Origin of the sequence: Aquisalimonas asiatica (assembly GCF_900110585.1) — a bacterium.
Lineage (GTDB): Bacteria > Pseudomonadota > Gammaproteobacteria > Nitrococcales > Aquisalimonadaceae > Aquisalimonas > Aquisalimonas asiatica.
Map to the genome: position 1 here is coordinate 1 of NZ_FOEG01000015.1, position 16859 is coordinate 16859.

The window sequence follows — 16859 nt, forward strand, 5'->3', positions numbered from 1 at the left end:
CTTACTGATCGAGCTTGCGCGACAAAAAATCGCGCTCCACCGTCAGTCGACCGATCTCGCGGTAAAGCTCGTCTGTGCTGGGCTCATCGGATTGCTTGCCGGCCTTCCTCTTGCCTTCGAAGAGGTCTGGAGCGTTCTCCAGCAGCTCGCGCTTCCAGGTACTGACCATGGTGGGGTGAATCTGGAATCGGGCGGCGATCTCGGATGTGGTCTGGTCACCCTTGAGGGCGGCCAGAGCGACTTTGGACTTGAACGATGGGCTGTATTGCTTGCGTTTCTTGCTCATGATTCTCCTCCTTGTGGAGATGATGAATCAGAGCTTAGGCACCTGTCCAAAATTTGGGGGCCACTTCACAGGAGCCAGTGGCGACACTACATAACTAAAACATACAGCGACCGGTGCTGCGCGGACGTCCTCGGCACCGACATCCCTTTCCGACTTCGAACGCATACAAATGACTGAACGAAAGGAAATCTAGAATAATGGGGCGCTTGCAGAATTTAACGAGTTATTTCAGAAAATCACTGATCGATGCCGAGCATTTGTGTCCTGATGATAAAGACTTGTTGCCGCTGATAGGGCCGAGTAAGGAAAGCGAGCGCAACACACCCTATAAAGCACTCGCGCGTGAGGATTGGTTAAAAGGCCAGATTCCTCGGGAGTGCGCCGAAGCCATCCTGGGCCAAAAGCAAGGGAAACACTCCCAACCGTTGCGAGAGGTTGAGCTGGCGATGTTTCCGCGTGTCGACCTAATCCGGTACCACGGCGGCAGTCGCGATAGCCGAAAGAGACGTGTGCTCTTGCCATTAGTGGTTTTCGTACGAATGGATAGTAGCGGTCAATTGTGGCCCAGCGGTAAAGCGCCGTGGATTCCACGTGAGTGGCTGGGGCCAAACCAAAGCAGTGTGGAGCCCATCGCCGATGTCGTGGCCGTTGACGCTTTTATGACAAAGCATCCGTTTGAAGGCATCGAAACATGGCCGGAGCTTGTGGCGTATTGCACGCGCCTGCTCTGCTGGGTAACCGACACGCCCTATCTGGAAGCGGATGAACAAGAGCCGGGCACCTCGCTATTCGACTTTGATATCCACTCCGGCTACGAATTGACTCAACAGAGCTTGTTGCAGGTAGAAGATCTGCCGGTTGTGGGTGCTAAGGATAAGATGCTCAGGGTGCTGGATGCCCTGAGTGGAATGCAGGAGCCACCGTTGCTTTACCAGCGCTTTGCCGACAGTGATTCACCGGGGCTGGAACCGTACCAGGATCTCGAGTCCAGTGGGGAACTGGCTGCCCGCCACGTGGGGCAGATGACAGGAGAATTTCCACTCTCCCCAAAGCAGCGTAACGCGTTACATCACTTCCTGATGCAGCAGGATGGCGAGATATTGGCCGTGAACGGTCCGCCGGGCACTGGCAAAACGACCCTCCTGCGCTCGGTAGTCGCTACCCTGTGGACTCAAGCCGCTCTGGAAGAGGTCGAGCCACCACTGATTGTTGCTGCATCCAACAATAACCAAGCCGTGACAAACATACTTGAGAGCTTCGCCAAGGTAGATGAAGGTGGTCTCGATGAACGTCTGGCGGGGCGTTGGCTGCCAGAGGTAAATAGCTACGGACTCTACTGCTGTGCCAAGAGCAAGGCCAACGATCAAAATCCATTTTTGTATCATGGTCCGGAGGGTGAGGGGGCCATGAAGGACTGGCAGACGCGGGACTTTTTTGAGCGTGCCCGTGCTGTCTATCTTGAGCGCGCCAGCCGTTGGAAAGGGACTCGTGTTGCCGATCTCGCAGATGCCAGGAAGGCGCTACATCGAGCCATGGAGCACCACCGGAAACAGATGGTGACGGGCCTTGAGTTGCTTGGGGATTTTCAAGCCATCCAACAGGAGGTCGTTGCAAGCCATGGTGGTTTGGCTGGGCTGCAGGCCGAGATCGTCTCTAGGCGGGCGCAAAAGGAAGAACGTGAAATCCAGCATAAGGAGCTGCAATCCCGCCTCGATCAGATCTATGCCTTGTGGGAGAGTCGGCCTTTGTGGGTGCGTCTGCTGTCATTGGTGCCTGGTATCGGCCCTTCGGTCCGGCAGCAAGAGCATCGTAAGACGGCACGTCTCTTAAACCGATGGGACATGTCTTTTGACGACCACTCCGATGCGGCGGTAGAGGGCTGGTTTCAGGCGCGACTCAACGCCAATCGTAAAGCGCTCCGAGACCTGACGCAGAGCATTTCAGATCTGGAGGCGTGTGGCGAACGCTATCAAGCCACCAGAGAGAAACTGGATGGCTGGATTGCTTATTACCAGCCCGATAACCTGAACTCGGAAGATCTCGTTGAGCGAGTCCATGTAATCAACGATTGCGTTCTACGGTTCGAACTCTTCAAGCTGGCGACGCATTATTGGGAGGCGCGGTGGTTAATGGAGCTCGACGACTTCTTGACCGCCAACGATACGGATAAGAAGTCGCCTTTCAAGGTTCAGCGTAAGTTGCGCCGGTTCGCCAAGTTGACACCCTGTTTCGTTTCGACCTTCTACATGACGCCTTCGACCCTAATGGCCTACGAAAGGCAGGATCAGGCATGGAAGGATATCCCGCTATTTGGGGAGGTCGACCTGCTGATTGTCGACGAGGCGGGGCAGGCATTACCCGAGGTTTCGGCTCCGACTTTCTCGTTAGCTAAGCGCGCCTTGGTCGTAGGGGATACAGATCAGATCGAGCCAGTATGGAGTGTGCCGGCCGGTGTGGACCGGGCCAACTTGGAACTTTTCAACCTGCTGAATGACGAGCGTGCAGACGAGTACAGCTATGATGATTTCTGGCTAACCAGCGGTCTACTGGCGAGCAGCGGCAACCTAATGCGCATAGCTCAGCGCCAATGTCGCTATCACCAGGTGCCCAAGCTGCAACGGGGGCTCTATCTCACTGAACATAGGCGCTGCTTCGATGACATCATTGATTATTGTAATGCGCTTGTCTATGAAGGCGAGTTGAAACCACGACGTGGCAGGCCCGAGAAAGACGTGCCATCGGGGACTCTCTCACTGGTGCCAGTCGACACACCCTCTCGCTCTTATGGTGGTAGCCGAGGCAACCCCGGCGAGGCCGAACGAATCGCGCGGTGGCTGAACGTCGAACGGCAGCGGATTCTGGATTATGCACGCGGACAAGAACCGAAACTAAAGGCAGAAAACGATGCCGAAGTTCTAAAGAAAACGGTGGGCATTGTCACGCCGTTTAGTAAGCAGGCAGCGTTGATCCGGTCCGAGCTGAGGGAGGCGGGCATCAATGGCTTGACCGTGGGTACGGTACACAGCTTGCAGGGCGACGAACGGCTGCTGGTCCTCTTCTCGAGTGTCTACGGAGTCAACGAAAAAGGCTCGGGCAAGTTTTATGATCGGGGCCATAACATGCTGAATGTAGCCGTTTCCCGCGCTAAAGACTCCTTTGTTGTCTTTGGAAGCCTCGATGTTTTCGGGCAGGAAAACCGGAACTCCCCTTCGGGGCTACTTAGGCGGCGGCTATCCGTTTTGGGAGAACCGGAGGCGGATCTTGTTAACTGAGGCGTATTGGGGTGTAAGCTCGGGGCCTGCATGGTTCACTCGGTAGCCGCAGAAAAGTCCAACACTGCGCTCGACTGGAGCGCAATTCCGCCGCGCTTCGTTGCCACTAGCGAGCTTGCGAGCTATACAGAGCTCTAGAGAGCGAGTAATGCTTACTGAAGACCAGATTAACCAGTTCATAAACGAAGGCTTTGTTAAGCTGGAGGGTGCCTTCTCCACAGAGCTGGCAAGGCATTGTCGAGATATTCTTTGGGCTGATACCGGGTGTGACCCAAACGACGCGTCGACATGGAAAGAGGCGGTGGTCTGGTTGTGGGATTACGACCAGGAGCCATTCGTTGAGTCGGCCAATACACCGGCACTGCATGAGGCGTTCAATCAGTTGGTAGGGGAAGGCCGCTGGGAGCCACGCTACAGCTTGGGTACATTCCCTGTTCGTTTTCCTGCAGCATCCGATACCGGTGATACAGGCTGGCATGTGGATGCCAGCTTCCCGGGCCCAGACGCAGATTCTGACGATTTCGCCAGTTGGCGGCTTAACGTCTATTCGCGTGACCGGGCTCTATTGATGCTGTTCTTGTTTTCCGATGTAGGTCCACTGGACGCGCCAACGCGGATTCGGGTGGGTTCACATCAGGAAGTAGCGCGTATCCTCGCGCCCGCTGGGGATGCTGGGTTGAGTTCCTTCGATCTCAGCGCAACGGAGCAATGTGAGGAGGTTCTGGCAACGGGGCCAGCTGGTACTGTATATCTGTGTCACCCGTTTCTTGTCCATGCGGCCCAAGTAAACCAAGGGGTTGCGCCACGGTTCATGGCACAACCCCCGCTTTACCTGGAAGAACCGTATCAGCTCGAGGGGAAAGAAGAGGGATCTTATGTCCCGGTAGAGGAGGCGATTCGCCGGGCATTGGGTAAACCCCATGTATAACCAGTCGTACTGGCGACGTTAGGCTTGGCACCATGATACGCCACGCAACAACAGCGGATGCCCCTGGTATTGCGCAGGTGCATGTAGAGAGCTGGAAAGTGATCTACGGAGGGCACCATCCGGATGAGTACCTCGACTCGCTCTCGCCCGAACAAAGAGCTCCTTCCCGGGATGAAGGTGCCGATGACGCGGCCGGCGAGCTCACCGCCATGTACCTGAAGCCGTCCATACCCGCTAGTCTCGCAAGTTCCGTAAACCGGCGGTGCGACGCCGTGCGCCCAGATAACGGATGATCAGCAGCGGCAGGTGAACCGCCAGCAGGGTCGTGGCGGTGACGAGCAGGAGGCTGCGCATCATGGCGGGCCAGGCGTTATCGAGAGTGCGGGAGCCGTCGATGATGTAGTGGGGCGTTCCGTCCTCGCCGGCGTTCGCGTCAATCAGCATTCCGGAGATGGAGAAGGGTTGCGCGCCGTCGCTTGTGGCGAGTTTCCGCAGGGCGTGCCAGTACGTGTATTCGTCCTGGAGGGAGCCCGGGTCGGGGATGAGATCATCGTGGTCGGCATTGCGAACCTCGACGGTCACTCCGCCGGACTGCGCGTTGTACACCCGCTCTGCGAGTTCGCGGCGATGCTGTGCGATGGCCCGTTCTCCCAGGTTGCTGATTTCACGGTGCAACCGGTTGATATCGCGTCGAATGAGAAAACCGGGCACGGATGCTTCGTCGTCGGTGAGGGCCTCTTCGGCCAGGGCGCTGATTTCGTCCCAGCTGTCGTGCGCGGCGTCGGTGTTGAGCCTTACTGTCTCGAGGATGCTGGTTTTCACCGTGTTGCATCTGCGGCCGATGTCGCTGTCGTTGCTCTCGACGTCCATACAGAACTGGTCGATCGTGCGCACCACTTCCAGCGGGTTGGTTGCGACGCGGATTTCGCGCAAGCCCGTGCCGCTCCTGCCACCGACGAACAGTTGTTCCCGGTAGGTGAGGGAGCGATGCTCCAGTTGTTCGGTTTCGGTGAATTCAATCGCCTGCCGGGGCAAGGGCGCGGTATTCAGCTCCGGGAGGTCGGGGTCCAGGCGGAGATGGTGGCAGTCCAGGTGGAACCGGTTCCTCGGTCGATTGGGGCGCTCCGTGACCTGGCAGTGGGCTTTGCCGCTCAACTGAACCAGCCCGCCGATGCCAGGGGGCGCATCGAGCAGCGCTTGGCCGTTGGCGTACTGGCTGGGTGTCTGGTTGGATAACCACGCCTGAGTCAAATGCAGGTCGTCCTGGAGGTTGATGTCGATATCGGAGACGGCCAGCAGGGTCAAAACCAGGGCTCCCAGCGCCGGGAGCGAGACGGCCAGATGCTTGCCCCAGTAAACCGGGGGCAGGCGCCGGTGTTCGGACTCCACGCTGTAATGCGTGCCCAGGCGAACGGCGCTTTGGTCCTGGACCCGAACTTCCGCTTCCACGCGCTCGCCGTCCCGGTAGGGAAGCGACTCAAACCAGTGACGGGGCACGGTGAACGATAGGTTGTCCCCCAGAGCCATTCCTACGGGGTAATTGCTGTGTTGATGGGCCAGGTCTTCCGGCAGGGTATAGAGCGGCCCGCGGACGCGATTGACTCGGTCAGGGGCGCCGGCCCGGTAAGGGCGCCAGAAGATCCACAGCCCCACGGCCGCCAGTAGTCCCGCGACAGCGAGAGCGCCGTGCCGGACGAGTTCGGTTTCAACGGACGCGCTGGTGGCCAGTGCGATGAAGGCTCCGATCCAGGCTACGGCGGCGATCACGCCGTATCCCCGGCCTTCCCGCGCTTCTGTCTCCGCCGCGGTTTCGGACCGCTGGCCGAGGATGTCCACGCGCCCACCAGGGCCTTCCTGGTTATCGTCATCGTAGATGGGTTTCAGACGCCCGGACGAGCCGCTCTCCCATTGTGTTTGTTTGGCCTGTCGCCGCTGGTCCCGCTCCTGTGCCCCGCGGAGATCGAAGGTGCCGTTCAGCGTGATCACTACGGCATACCGGCCGGCGTAGACGACCTCTGCGCTGTTCAGGATGCCGACGTGGTCGGCCGCATCCAGAGGCAGAATCACTTCCACCCCGGCGATGTGGTAGTGAAAGGTCTCCTGGCCGTGCGCTCTTACACCATGCAGGGAGAAATCGCCTTCCAGGCGGTAGACATTGTGATCCTGTAGAGAAAGCTCGCGTTGCGGTCGAGCGGGGTCCTTCAGCCAGGGGGCCAGGATCTCCTGTTCCCACCCCTCAAGCTGGCGGATTGGCGTGTCCAGCTGCCTTCTGTTAGCCGCAGCACGCTTGGCCTGGTAACGGCGCCACTGGTAGGCAATGAGGCTGGTGAGCGTTACGGCGACGCACAGCACCAGAACGGCGAGCTGAAAAAGTGCAACTCCGGACATCGTGTCTCCCCGGCTTCGTCCATGAAGGTCGAGGCGGGAGTATGCCCGACGGCGGCGGATTTGTCGTGCACCAGGTGCGATGCACGCCGCCAGGGGCGCACTCCAGAGGCGGAGTGCGTTCCACCGGCATGGTCGGAGCCAGCATGGCATGGCCACAAGCGGCCGCGGCGAGATGGCAGGAACCAGCTGGCAACGGCCGTTCGGGGCGATTTGGAACGCAGGGTCCGACCTCGTTGACAGGCTCAATACCGCGTGCCATCGTTATTGCGAATTATTCGCATATAACCCGGGGTCAGGCAGAGTAATGATAAAAGCTGGCATGAAGCGGGAGGGGGAGTTGCAGGACGAGATTATCAAGGATGGTGTTTTTCACAATCTTGTGATCTATGGGCTGGTCGATTCTTAAGCTTCTCGGTGTCGTGAGTGTGCCTAAATTTATCTGGAGATTTGTCGGTTTGGCGGTGCTGGTTGCCAGCATTGTAGTCGTATACTTCGGTATCCTCAGTGGGTATGGGTTTGTTAAAGAGATAACTGGCTCGTCACGCGAAGGAGTAGAGAATCTTGCTATCTTCTTCGGCTTTCTGACTGGTTTTGGTGTCGTGATGTTTTTCTCTGGCATCAGCCTTGTCTTGATTGATCGAGCCGTGACACACGTCATTCTCGTGCCGTGGTACGCCCTGATGATAGCGGGGTTTCTGGTATCAGCGTCGATGGCGGTGTTTGCGTTTTATTCCCGTTACACAGAATACGCGTCGATTGGTATTGAAAGTAAAGGTTTGGGAATGATCTTTGCGCTTGGGCTTGCTTTTATGGCTTCAGGTTGGCGTCAGAAGAAAGCACAGGACAGGTCAACGTTGTAGCTCTACGTTAGAAAACAGAGGAAGTTATGGAGATCCATGAAAACGCAGTTCTGAAAACATCAAAGGAGATCGAGATCTTTACTGGAGGAAGTCCACCTTCCCCCGGTGTGTGCCCGGAGTTCGTGGTGGCCTCCATCTGGATTGTGGCACGATAGCGCCTCCCGGGGGTTCCCAGGGAAACTGACGGACCAGATCGAATGAAGCACGGAGTCGTCATGTCTCAGCCAACCCTGGCGGATACGCTGTCAACCGCAACCCCCTGTACACCGGTCCGGATCGGTACGCTGGATCCGTTGGGCCGAGATATTTCGTATTTTTTCAATGGTCACGGCTATTACGCATTCTCCCACCACGGACAGCGTTTCGCTGAGTTGCCGGAGCTCGATGCAGCGACGCTGAGAATCAAGGGGAAAATCCTGGGGGATGGAAAGAGCACCATCATCGGGTGCAGTCATTTCGCGGTGCCGCTCAGTAAGTCCAGGCGCATTGGCAAGTATGGTCATTATTACTTCAAGATCGGCGAGGCCATTTATCAGGACAGGGGGCCGAATGCCGGCGTGTCCCTGGTCGAGCGTCCGGATATGGATGCGAAGACCCTGAGCGTTCTGGATGAGGACTACGCCAAGGACGCCTTCCATTATTTCCGGCGTGACGGGGAGAAGCTGCCTGTTGCGGAACTGGGTGACGAAAATGAACTGCCTGTTCGGTTGCCGGCCAGGTTCAGGCCGTACCAGAGCCCGTTCCCGCAGCTGAAAAACGACCCGGCTGCCGACCTGGACACCTTGTGGCAGTGGCTGATGGAGGAGGGGGCATCCAGTTGGGCTGCCTACGCGGCCGATGACCGCTTTTATCCGTATTGGCTTGCCTACTTCAAACTGGCTGCGCGGCACTATGCAGAAACTCGGGATGCGGCGGTGTATGAGAATGCACTGGCGGTCGCCGGGCGCTATGGCGCGCTCTTCGTGGCTGAACCGAATGCCCTGGACGAACTTGCGGCATTGCACGAAGCAGCGCGGCAACCGCAGCGGCTGAATGACACCATGGCGGCGCTTCGGATACTGAAGCCGGAGGATCCGGCGTTCACCCCGGACATTGCGCGTCTGCTGGAGCAAACCCTGGATTCCGACCTGCTGCGTTCCGCCCCGGAACAGACGAAGCCCTATCTGTGTCGCCGGGTCCTGGCGCGCTATCGCCTGCTGGACCGCGATGAGCTGGAAGCCCGGTGGGGGAAAGAAGCCCCCTGGTTCGTGGCCAGGCAAACGGAATACTTCGAACGCTACGTGCTGACGGAGAGGATGGTTTCCGTTACCGAATCCAGTGCCGCCTGGCGGATGTACCAGGCTTACAAGGAATATGCCCTGCTGAATCCGCTGGCCCATCTCCAGGTCGCCAACGGCCTGTTCACCATGGCGCACCATTGGCACAACTGGAGCGCAACGTTCTTCAATAACGAACAGCAGGGACGCATTGCCCAGGCCTTTTATATTGCGCACCGGTTTTTCCAGGCGGAAACACCGAACGCGCATGGCGACGCGGCGCTTGCCGGCGCAGGGAAGGTGGACCTGGTCGCGTTAAGCGGTGGCCTGGATGCCACGCAGCAGTACTGCGAGCGGGTGGCGCAGGCAGTGCACAGGGAAATCACAGAACAGCCGTAATCCGATAGTTCCTGCCCCGGGCAGTGCGCTCGGATGCCGCGTTGCTCAGCTGGCGCAGCCGCTGCGTCTGCAGCTCCGTCCAGCCACTGCGGGAGACGATGCTCGAGGAGACATCGTCCATGAGGAGCCACCACTCGTCACGCTCCGGGGGGAGGCTCGCGTCCAGGGTGGGATTCGCGAGCGGCAGCGTGACGATGGGTTCGCATCGGTGTGTCTGCGCGGCCCCGCAGGACCGCACAGACACCGGCTGCCTGTCAGTGGCGGGTTCCCTGTCGCGGTATCAGTCCCCGTCGTACATGGCATCGATTTCCTGACGGAACGCGTCCATGTCGTACTGGGAGCCGTTGAGCAACGTGCTCCATTTCCGGATCAGCGCCCCCGTCGCAAGGGCCTCCCGCATTTCGGCGTCAGTGGCGCCGTGTGCTTCAGCGCCCCTGGTGTGGGAGTAGACGCAGTAATCGCAGGGAATCTGCGCCGAGACGGCGAGCGCGATCAGCTCCTTGGTCTTGCCGTCGAGCGCCGTGTCCGGACTGACGATGATCGACTGGATGTTCTGCCAGGCTTCTTCGACGCTGTGCTCCGGATAGGTGTTCTGGACGAAGTCGGGCGCGTCGCCGGCATGCGCCGGAGCGGCGAATCCGGTGGAGATTGCCAGGGCCAGTGCGCCTGCCGTGGTGATGATGGTGGTCTTCATGGCTGCCTCCTACGGAACGTGTTGTTTCTACGCGGTTGGCCCAGCCTTGCAGCGCGATTGATTGCACTCGTGCCGCGAACTGGACAGTGTCAGCAGACCACGGCGGCGTTGGAACGGGTGTTGGAACGGTGAGGGCGGACTCAGGCCGGGAGGGTGCGGCCGAGAACGGCCTCGGCCTCCGCGGCGGTGTGCCGGGCGCGGGCAGAGAGGCAACCGTGGGCCACGGTATGCATGTGGTCCAGGTGAGCCAGCGCTGCCGTGCGATCACCTGTGGCCAAGGCGGTCCGGGCGAGCAAGGCACGGGCGATGATGACCTCGTTCGCCAGATCAATGATCCCGGCGGCATGCAGCGCCTTCTCTGCGCGCTCCCGGGCAGCATCAGGCTGCTCTGACTGCCAGTGGATCAATGCCGCCATGTTCTGCACGTAGGCGATCATCCACTGGCTGTCGGCCGCATGCAGCTGTTCCAGGGCATGATCCAGGCGCGCCGTCGCCTGCGGGTCGCCTCGCTGCAGCCTGGCCAGGGCCTCAAGGGCCTGTGCGAACGGCGCTTCTGCGCCGCTGTTGTCGCCGAGCTTGTCGGCGACGGTCTGCAGGGTCCGGCAACAGTCCAGTGCGTCGTCCGGGGCCTGCCGTTCCAGCTCGATCATGGGCAGCCGGGAGAGGCAGTAGCACTCCCACCAGGGCGTCCGGTCCCGTTTGGCGAGTGCCAGGGCATGCTCGATATGTGCCCGTGCCTGCACGAGTTCGCCACGATGGTGCGCCACCAGGCCGCGTGCCAGGGGGAGTTCGCAGCCAAGCTCCCGAACGTCCAGTTGTTCGGCGAGGTGGTGTGCTTCCTCCGCGAGCTGGGCCGCCCGGTCCATGTCGCGACCGAGCATGCCCAGGCAGCGCGCCGTATCGGCCACGGCCTGGACCACGGTGGCCGGTTCCGCCGTGCGCCCGGCCCGCTCCGCGAGCACGGTCACATCCAGTGCGTCGCTGTAGCGGCCACGCAGGTAGAGCAGGACGGCGATCAGGTAGAGCCCGTCGTGGACCTGCGTGGTGGTCCCGATCGCCCGCGCGTCAGCCACGAGTGTGCGGAGCCGCTGCTCTAGGTCTGGCGGTTGATACGGTTCCATCCCCGGGTGGATGTACAGTTCCAGCAGTTCAAAGGCGCGCTGCAGCCGGGTTTCGTCGGGCAGTGGTGCGAGATGGGTCTGACCCTGCTGCGCCAGGGCTACCGCGTCTGCATAGGCGTGGATCCGTAACGCGTAGCGGCCCGCCACTGCGCAGGCGCGCGCGGCGAGTGCGTGATCACCTCCGAGGTCGGCATGGTAGGCCACTTCCCCGGCAGACGACTCCGCCATGGGACTGCTGCGCGCGAGACGTCCGGAGACATGCGGCTGCAGGGTGCTCTTGCGCGACCACAAGCGTGACTGCTCGACGCTGCGCGCCAGGCTCCGGGCGATCTGCAGATGGATCATGCGCCGCCGTGGCTCGGAGAGAGACTGGTAGGCCGCGTGGCCGATGAGGTCGTGAGCGAACTCCCAGTGCCCCGCATCGGTTGCTCTCAGGATGGCGCGACGCTCGAGGTCCTCCAGACCTTGCAGCAGGGTCGTGCCGGGCAGGTTCATCACCGCCGCCAGTCGGTCCGGGTTGAGCCGACGCCCCAATGCCGCGGCCCATGGGAGAATCTCTGCCGCCTCCTTGCCGACTCCCGCCAGACGGCCCGCAATCAGACCGCCGAGGGTATCGCCCAGGAGCGGTTGGCCACCCTGGTGTGAGCGGGCGATTTCCAGGGCGAACAGCGGGTTGCCCTCCGATTCGCGAAAGACGTGGTCGCCGTCCACCTCCGGAGCGATGGTGTGGGCGATGGTCGCCGTCTCCGTCGGGGACAACGGCTCCACGGTCAGAATACGAAGGGCGCGATCCCGGCGCAGCGCGTGGACCGCGCGCTGCGCCGCCGCGTTGCATTCCAGTTCACCGCCGCGCGCCGCCAGGATGAACGCAACCGGGTGGCCGGTGGTGGCGTGGGCGACATAATGCAGCAGCGCGGCCGACGCCTCGTCAAACCACTGCAGGTCATCCAGGACGATGGCCGCCGGCGAACTGGTGCGCGTCATGTCGATCACCACCTGAGCAACGGCGCTGAACAGGCGGTTCCGGTCTCCCGAGTCGTCGGCCGTGGGCCCCAGTTCGGGGAGCAGTGCGGCGAGTTCGGGTCGCCAAGTGGCCGGGATGGGAATCGAGCGCAGGCCGTCGATCCAGGGTGCATACGGGCGTGTGGCATCCATCTCGAATGCACGCCCCCTGAGCACTTGCACCTGCTCGCCCTGAAGCTGGAGGGAAATCTCCTGCAGTAGCCGGGACTTGCCAATGCCCGGTTCGCCGCTGATCAGCAGGGGGGCTCGTTCTTCCAACGCTCCCCGAATCGTCGTCAGCTCGCGTTGGCGACCCACCAGCGGTGGCGCGTCCGACGAGGGTGCGGATGAAAGTGAGGGCGGCGCGGAGAGAGGCTGCGAAGTCGGGTTCAACTGGGCGTGCAGCTGTTCCAGTCGTGCCGATGGCGCCTGCCCGAGTTCGTGCTGCAGCATGCGCCGGCAATGCTCGTAACGCTGCCGCGCCTCTGCAGTCCGCCCCATCGCGTGCAGGAGCATGACCAGGTCGGCGTGGGCATCCTCGCAGAAGGGGTCCAGCACCAGCCGGTCACGCGCATACGGCAAGGCGGTATCGGGCTGGTCCAGCAGCCGCTGTACCAGTGTGCGCAGGACCCCGTCCTGCAGTTGCTGGAGTGCCTGCCGTTCGGCAACGCACCAGGCGTCGAAGGCGTAGCAGTCCGGCAGGTCCACGCTCTCCAGAAACGGCCCGCGAAGAAGCCCGGCGACCTGGCGGAGGCGATGCGTGGAGACGTCCTCGGGGGCCGAGGGGATCAACTCGCGCACGCGGGTGATGTCCAGCGCCACATCCTCGGCCAGGAAGGAGACGTAGTCGCCGTCCGCGACCAGCCGGGTGGTCGTGTCGTCGTTGAGCAGGGGGCGGATCTTGGCCAGGCACCAGCGCAGCTCCGCGCGCGGGTTCGCAGGGCCGTCCCAGAAGAAGTCACAGAGGTGCTCCCGGGACCGTGCCTGGCCCGATGTGACCAGATAGGCGAGCAGTGCGCGGGCCTTCCGGGAGCGCGGCAGTTCGATTGCGGCACCATCGCGCAGGATGGATGCCCTGCCGAGCAGGCGGATTTCCAGCCGGCACACGTCCGGCGTTGCCACGTGATCTTGTCCTGCCTATGACGTTGGTGGTGCGAGCCCTGCGTCCGTCGGCAGGACCATCGCCTGCCAGACGCGTTCGAACGGGTAGCCGGCCGTGCGGTAGGCCATGCGGACGGCTTCGGCATCCGGCGCCTGGAAGGTGCAGATCATTCTCCGGCGATCGCTGGAGAGATAGCTGCGCAGCCACTGAACACTGTGATCCTGCAGGCAGGGGCCGAGACGCTCACCCATGCGTGCCAGGTCGGCGTCCAGCATCGGCTCGTCGAACGTACGCTCCATGACCAGATAACTCATGGGTAGCCTCCACCGTCCATCCCGGAGTGTGCTCCAGGGTTGGTTAGTCAAGACGCCAATGCGCCGCACTCCCAAGTATAGTTATGACTGAGACATAGTCCGCTCAATCCGCGGTGGCAGCTGGCTCCTGTCCAGAGGCGTGGACATGTCCGAATCCCGGCCGATGCCGGCATGGCAGTGAAGGACGTGTGCCGCAAGCACGGCACTCGTTGCGCAGAGCCGTGCCGTTGATGCTGGATGGAGGAAAAGCGAAATGACCAGCAAGTGGCCCCATCTTGACTACCTTGGCTGGCGTGAGACTTGTTCAGCCCTGCATCTCTACCTGCAGATCGCCGGCAAATACCGGCTGGCTCATACACCGTGGCTGAACCATTCGTGGAACGCGACCTTCTATGTGACGCCGAATGGTCTGGCATCCTCGCCGATACCCGACGGCCCGGGCATCGAGATCCTGTTTGATTTTCGGGAGCACAGGGTCGTGGGCACTTGCGGCGAAGGCCGCCGGGCGTCGTTCGAGCTTGGGCCGTCCACGGTCGCGGCGTTCCACGCCAGCTTCGTGCAGCTGATTTCGGAACTCGGCGGCACGCCGACGTTCAACGGAAAACCGAACGAGGTCCCCGACCCGGTACCCTTCGCCGAGGATCATCGCGACCGGCCCTATGACCGCGACGCCGTTCAACGCTTCCATCAGGCGTCGATAGCGGTTGATAAGGTCTTCAATCGATTCCGCACCTCCTTTCTCGGCAAATCCAGCCCCGTTCATCTGTTCTGGGGCAGTTTCGACCTGGCGGTTACCCGCTTTTCGGGACGGCGCGCGCCGCTCCACCCCGGCGGTGTTCCCGCCTTGCCAGACGACGTGGCGCAGGAGGCGTATGACCGCGAAGTCTCGTCAGCGGGCTTCTGGCCGGGCGGCGGCGGCATCGACTATCCTGCCTTCTACGCTTACGCCTATCCGGCGCCGAACGGTTACCGGGCCGCGGCGGTCCGGCCCGATGCCGCGTTCTGGCATGACGGCCTGTCTGAATTCATCCTCCCCTACGATGCCGTGCAGTCGGCGGACGACCCCGACGAAGCTCTGATGGCTTTCCTCGTCTCGACCTACGAGGCTGCCGCCGATCTGGGCGGATGGGACCGCGATCTTCTGGAATGTGCCCATGGGCAGCCACGTCAGGTACGCACCCCGGACGCGGCGCCGGCGAAGGATGCGCCTTCAGCCGGCGACGAAAAGGTCGAGCGGGAGGATGGAGCAGCGAAGGGGCGCTATTGGATTGTCGTCGATGGCATCGAGGCCGAGATGACCTACAGTCGGGCCGGCGAAGGGTTGATCATCATCGACCACACGGGAGTGCCTGCGGCGTTGCGCGGCCGCAATATCGGCGAGCGGCTGGTGCGCCAGGCGGTTGAAGATGCCCGCCGCGACGGCGTCGCCATCATGCCGCTGTGCCCGTTCGCGAAAGCGCAGATAGACCGTCACCCCGAGTGGCAGGATGTGGTGCATCGGTCAAAGACCTGACGGCAATGAAATCTGATCTGCTGGTGATCTCCCGGGTTCGAGAGCTCCTGGCGGCCGAGCTTCGCATCAGGGCTCAATACATATTGGGGGGCTTTCATGGACGACGTGATCTACTGGTACGCAATAGCTGCGGTGTTGCTTTTCTTCAAGATGTTCGCGGTTTCTGCGTACCAGGGGTTTCACCGAATAGGCAAGTTGACGTTCAAGACGCCGGAGGATGCGGCGTTCGTTGGCCGCGCTGCGGCCAGTGAAGAGTTACCCCAGGTTCAACGGGCGGCGCGGGTGTGGCTGAATGATCTGGAGAACATTCCGATCTTCCTCGCGCTCGGCGTCGCCTATGTCTGGGTGGGGGCTTCAGCGGGCGCGGCACCTTGGTTCTTTCTTGCGTTCACGGGCGCGCGGTACCTTCACACGGTCTTCTACCTGAGTGGCCTCCAGCCCTGGCGCACCATTGCGTATGCCCTCGGTGTAGTGTGCATGTTCGGCATGTCCGTCCAGATCATCCTGGCGTTGCCTTGAGCAGTCCATCGAGCGGCCGGGGCGAACTGGCGTGGTCTTCCGGCATGGGTAGACGCCGCGGGCCTGGAGACCCCTTCCTGCCGCGAGATGCTGCCACATGAGCCTGGCCGCTTCTGTGTGAATGCCGCGGTGGCAAACCTTGTCTCGTCATAATGCCCTTCTGGCTTGTCTATACATGAATAGGTGGGAGGACTCGATCACAGGATCATTCGATATGTCGAAGATACGCAAACCGAATTCAAGCCGTAAGCCGCCAACTCCTTCCGATGACCATACGGTTATCGACGACTGGATTCGACGGCGGGTGATGCCTGATCTAAGCCCCATGGTTCGACAGATAGACGAGTTGATACGTAATACGCTGCCTCGGCTTCAGTACGCCATAAAATGGGGGAAGGTCTATTATGGGATTCCGGAGTTGGGGTGGGTTATCGAGTTAGCGGCCTACGATGTTTCCGTTAATATCGTTTTCCTGGGTGGTGCTGATTTTGATGACCCGCCTCCTCTTGGAGAGACCGACCGATCTCGCTATGTGAAGCTGAAAACGCTGGAGGAGGTGCAGGCGCCGGAGGTCGGCAACTGGATCAGACAGGCGGCAAGCGTGCCAGGCTGGCAATGATCATTTCCATGAGACATTACAGGAAAAACAGTGGCCATTGCTGAGACAGGCAGAATGCGGATACGCCACCTCACTGCTGAGGATGTCGGGGAGCTGGCGGCGATGCTCGCTGACCCGGAGGTCATGCGTCATTCCATTCGGGGCGTGCTGACGGAAGAGGATACGCGCGGCTTCATCTCCTGGTGCATCGGTCTGTACCAGCGCTGCGGCTACGGTCCGCTCGCCCTGGAGGACAAGGAGTCATCGGGGCTCATCGGTTTCTGTGGTCTCAGCCCGGAGACTGTGGCTGGTGTCGAGGAGGTTCATGTCGGGTACCGGCTGGCGCAGCGGTTCTGGGGCAAGGGGCTGGCCACCGAAGCTGTCCGGGCCACGGTAATGGATGGGTTCCAGACGCACCGGCTGGGATCGGTGATTGCCATTGTAGAGCCTGGTCATCCGGCTTCTTGCCGCGTTGCTGAAAAGGCCGGCTTCGGCTCCATTCAGCGTCAGCAGTTTCATGGGCGTGACGTCCTGGTATACCGCAGGTTCGCCCCGGTCCACGCCCAACGGTAGGTTTCACAGCGCGCCAGGGTACGCGCAGTCCGGC

At 61.1% G+C, this 16859-nt stretch carries 14 protein-coding genes; 8 read left to right on the forward strand and 6 right to left on the reverse strand.

Annotated elements, in window-relative coordinates:
* Window position 1 precedes the first annotated feature (1 nt).
* Entirely contained in the window at window positions 2-286 is a 285-nt protein-coding gene (locus tag BMZ02_RS18105; RefSeq protein WP_007153505.1) for a transposase, read from the reverse strand.
* 197 nt (window positions 287-483) lie between these two features.
* On the opposite strand from BMZ02_RS18105, the gene BMZ02_RS18110 reads away from it, so the two are divergent.
* On the forward strand, window positions 484-3558 hold the full coding sequence (locus tag BMZ02_RS18110) for a DEAD/DEAH box helicase (protein ID WP_091646427.1): 3075 nt from the start codon (window positions 484-486) through the stop codon (window positions 3556-3558).
* A gap of 148 nt (window positions 3559-3706) precedes the next feature.
* Window positions 3707-4486: a phytanoyl-CoA dioxygenase family protein gene (locus tag BMZ02_RS18115; protein WP_091646429.1), complete on the forward strand. Its 780-nt coding sequence runs from the start codon at window positions 3707-3709 to the stop codon at window positions 4484-4486.
* A gap of 234 nt (window positions 4487-4720) precedes the next feature.
* On the opposite strand, the gene BMZ02_RS18120 is transcribed toward BMZ02_RS18115, so the two are convergent.
* Window positions 4721-6874: an IgaA/UmoB family intracellular growth attenuator gene (locus BMZ02_RS18120; RefSeq protein WP_171909991.1), complete on the reverse strand. Its 2154-nt coding sequence runs from the start codon at window positions 6872-6874 to the stop codon at window positions 4721-4723.
* Window positions 6875-7329: 455 nt separating this feature from the next.
* On the opposite strand from BMZ02_RS18120, the gene BMZ02_RS18125 reads away from it, so the two are divergent.
* A complete protein-coding gene (locus tag BMZ02_RS18125; protein WP_091646432.1) occupies window positions 7330-7734 on the forward strand; it encodes a hypothetical protein in 405 nt (134 codons plus the stop codon).
* A gap of 215 nt (window positions 7735-7949) precedes the next feature.
* Window positions 7950-9389 carry a hypothetical protein gene (locus tag BMZ02_RS18130; RefSeq protein ID WP_091646434.1) on the forward strand — a complete coding sequence of 480 codons (1440 nt, stop codon included), beginning with the start codon at window positions 7950-7952 and terminating at the stop codon, window positions 9387-9389.
* On the opposite strand, the gene BMZ02_RS19075 is transcribed toward BMZ02_RS18130, so the two are convergent.
* From BMZ02_RS19075 to BMZ02_RS18150, 4 genes are all read right to left on the reverse strand, one after another.
* Window positions 9373-9510, reverse strand: coding sequence for a hypothetical protein (locus BMZ02_RS19075; RefSeq protein WP_171909992.1), 138 nt, complete (start codon window positions 9508-9510; stop codon window positions 9373-9375). The genes BMZ02_RS18130 and BMZ02_RS19075 overlap by 17 nt on opposite strands.
* A 159-nt stretch (window positions 9511-9669) precedes the next feature.
* Complete coding sequence (locus BMZ02_RS18140) at window positions 9670-10083, reverse strand: carboxymuconolactone decarboxylase family protein (RefSeq protein WP_091646437.1); 414 nt, start codon at window positions 10081-10083, stop codon at window positions 9670-9672.
* Between the two features lie 140 nt (window positions 10084-10223).
* Window positions 10224-13328 carry an ATP-binding protein gene (locus BMZ02_RS18145; RefSeq protein ID WP_091646438.1) on the reverse strand — a complete coding sequence of 1035 codons (3105 nt, stop codon included), beginning with the start codon at window positions 13326-13328 and terminating at the stop codon, window positions 10224-10226.
* A gap of 15 nt (window positions 13329-13343) precedes the next feature.
* Entirely contained in the window at window positions 13344-13622 is a 279-nt protein-coding gene (locus BMZ02_RS18150; RefSeq protein WP_091646439.1) for a DUF4242 domain-containing protein, read from the reverse strand.
* A 253-nt stretch (window positions 13623-13875) separates the two neighbouring features.
* Here BMZ02_RS18150 and BMZ02_RS18155 point away from each other — a divergent pair, with 253 nt between their 5' ends.
* From BMZ02_RS18155 to BMZ02_RS18170, 4 genes are all read left to right on the forward strand, one after another.
* Complete coding sequence (locus BMZ02_RS18155) at window positions 13876-15135, forward strand: DUF5996 family protein (RefSeq protein ID WP_091646441.1); 1260 nt, start codon at window positions 13876-13878, stop codon at window positions 15133-15135.
* Window positions 15136-15231: 96 nt separating this feature from the next.
* The gene (locus tag BMZ02_RS18160) at window positions 15232-15654 is read left to right on the forward strand and encodes an MAPEG family protein (RefSeq protein WP_091646443.1); all 423 of its coding nucleotides are present in this window, start codon (window positions 15232-15234) and stop codon (window positions 15652-15654) included.
* Window positions 15655-15868: 214 nt separating this feature from the next.
* Entirely contained in the window at window positions 15869-16273 is a 405-nt protein-coding gene (locus tag BMZ02_RS18165) for a DUF1801 domain-containing protein (protein WP_216110942.1), read from the forward strand.
* A 30-nt stretch (window positions 16274-16303) separates the two neighbouring features.
* Window positions 16304-16825 (forward strand): GNAT family N-acetyltransferase, encoded by a 522-nt coding sequence (locus BMZ02_RS18170; protein ID WP_216110944.1) that lies wholly within the window; start codon window positions 16304-16306, stop codon window positions 16823-16825.
* The last annotated feature ends 34 nt before the right edge of the window (window positions 16826-16859 follow it).

Bases quoted from the DNA above. Each gene is read 5' to 3' on its own strand.
- BMZ02_RS18150 (WP_091646439.1), bottom strand. From the start codon at position 13,622: ATGAGTTATCTGGTCATGGAGCGTACGTTCGACGAGCCGATGCTGGAC.
- BMZ02_RS18105 (WP_007153505.1), bottom strand. From the start codon at position 286: ATGAGCAAGAAACGCAAGCAATACAGCCCATCGTTCAAGTCCAAAGTC.
- BMZ02_RS18120 (WP_171909991.1), bottom strand. From the start codon at position 6,874: ATGTCCGGAGTTGCACTTTTTCAGCTCGCCGTTCTGGTGCTGTGCGTC.
- BMZ02_RS18110 (WP_091646427.1), top strand. From the start codon at position 484: ATGGGGCGCTTGCAGAATTTAACGAGTTATTTCAGAAAATCACTGATC.
- BMZ02_RS19075 (WP_171909992.1), bottom strand. From the start codon at position 9,510: ATGGACGATGTCTCCTCGAGCATCGTCTCCCGCAGTGGCTGGACGGAG.
- BMZ02_RS18115 (WP_091646429.1), top strand. From the start codon at position 3,707: ATGCTTACTGAAGACCAGATTAACCAGTTCATAAACGAAGGCTTTGTT.
- BMZ02_RS18160 (WP_091646443.1), top strand. From the start codon at position 15,232: ATGGACGACGTGATCTACTGGTACGCAATAGCTGCGGTGTTGCTTTTC.
- BMZ02_RS18140 (WP_091646437.1), bottom strand. From the start codon at position 10,083: ATGAAGACCACCATCATCACCACGGCAGGCGCACTGGCCCTGGCAATC.
- BMZ02_RS18165 (WP_216110942.1), top strand. From the start codon at position 15,869: ATGTCGAAGATACGCAAACCGAATTCAAGCCGTAAGCCGCCAACTCCT.
- BMZ02_RS18130 (WP_091646434.1), top strand. From the start codon at position 7,950: ATGTCTCAGCCAACCCTGGCGGATACGCTGTCAACCGCAACCCCCTGT.
- BMZ02_RS18155 (WP_091646441.1), top strand. From the start codon at position 13,876: ATGACCAGCAAGTGGCCCCATCTTGACTACCTTGGCTGGCGTGAGACT.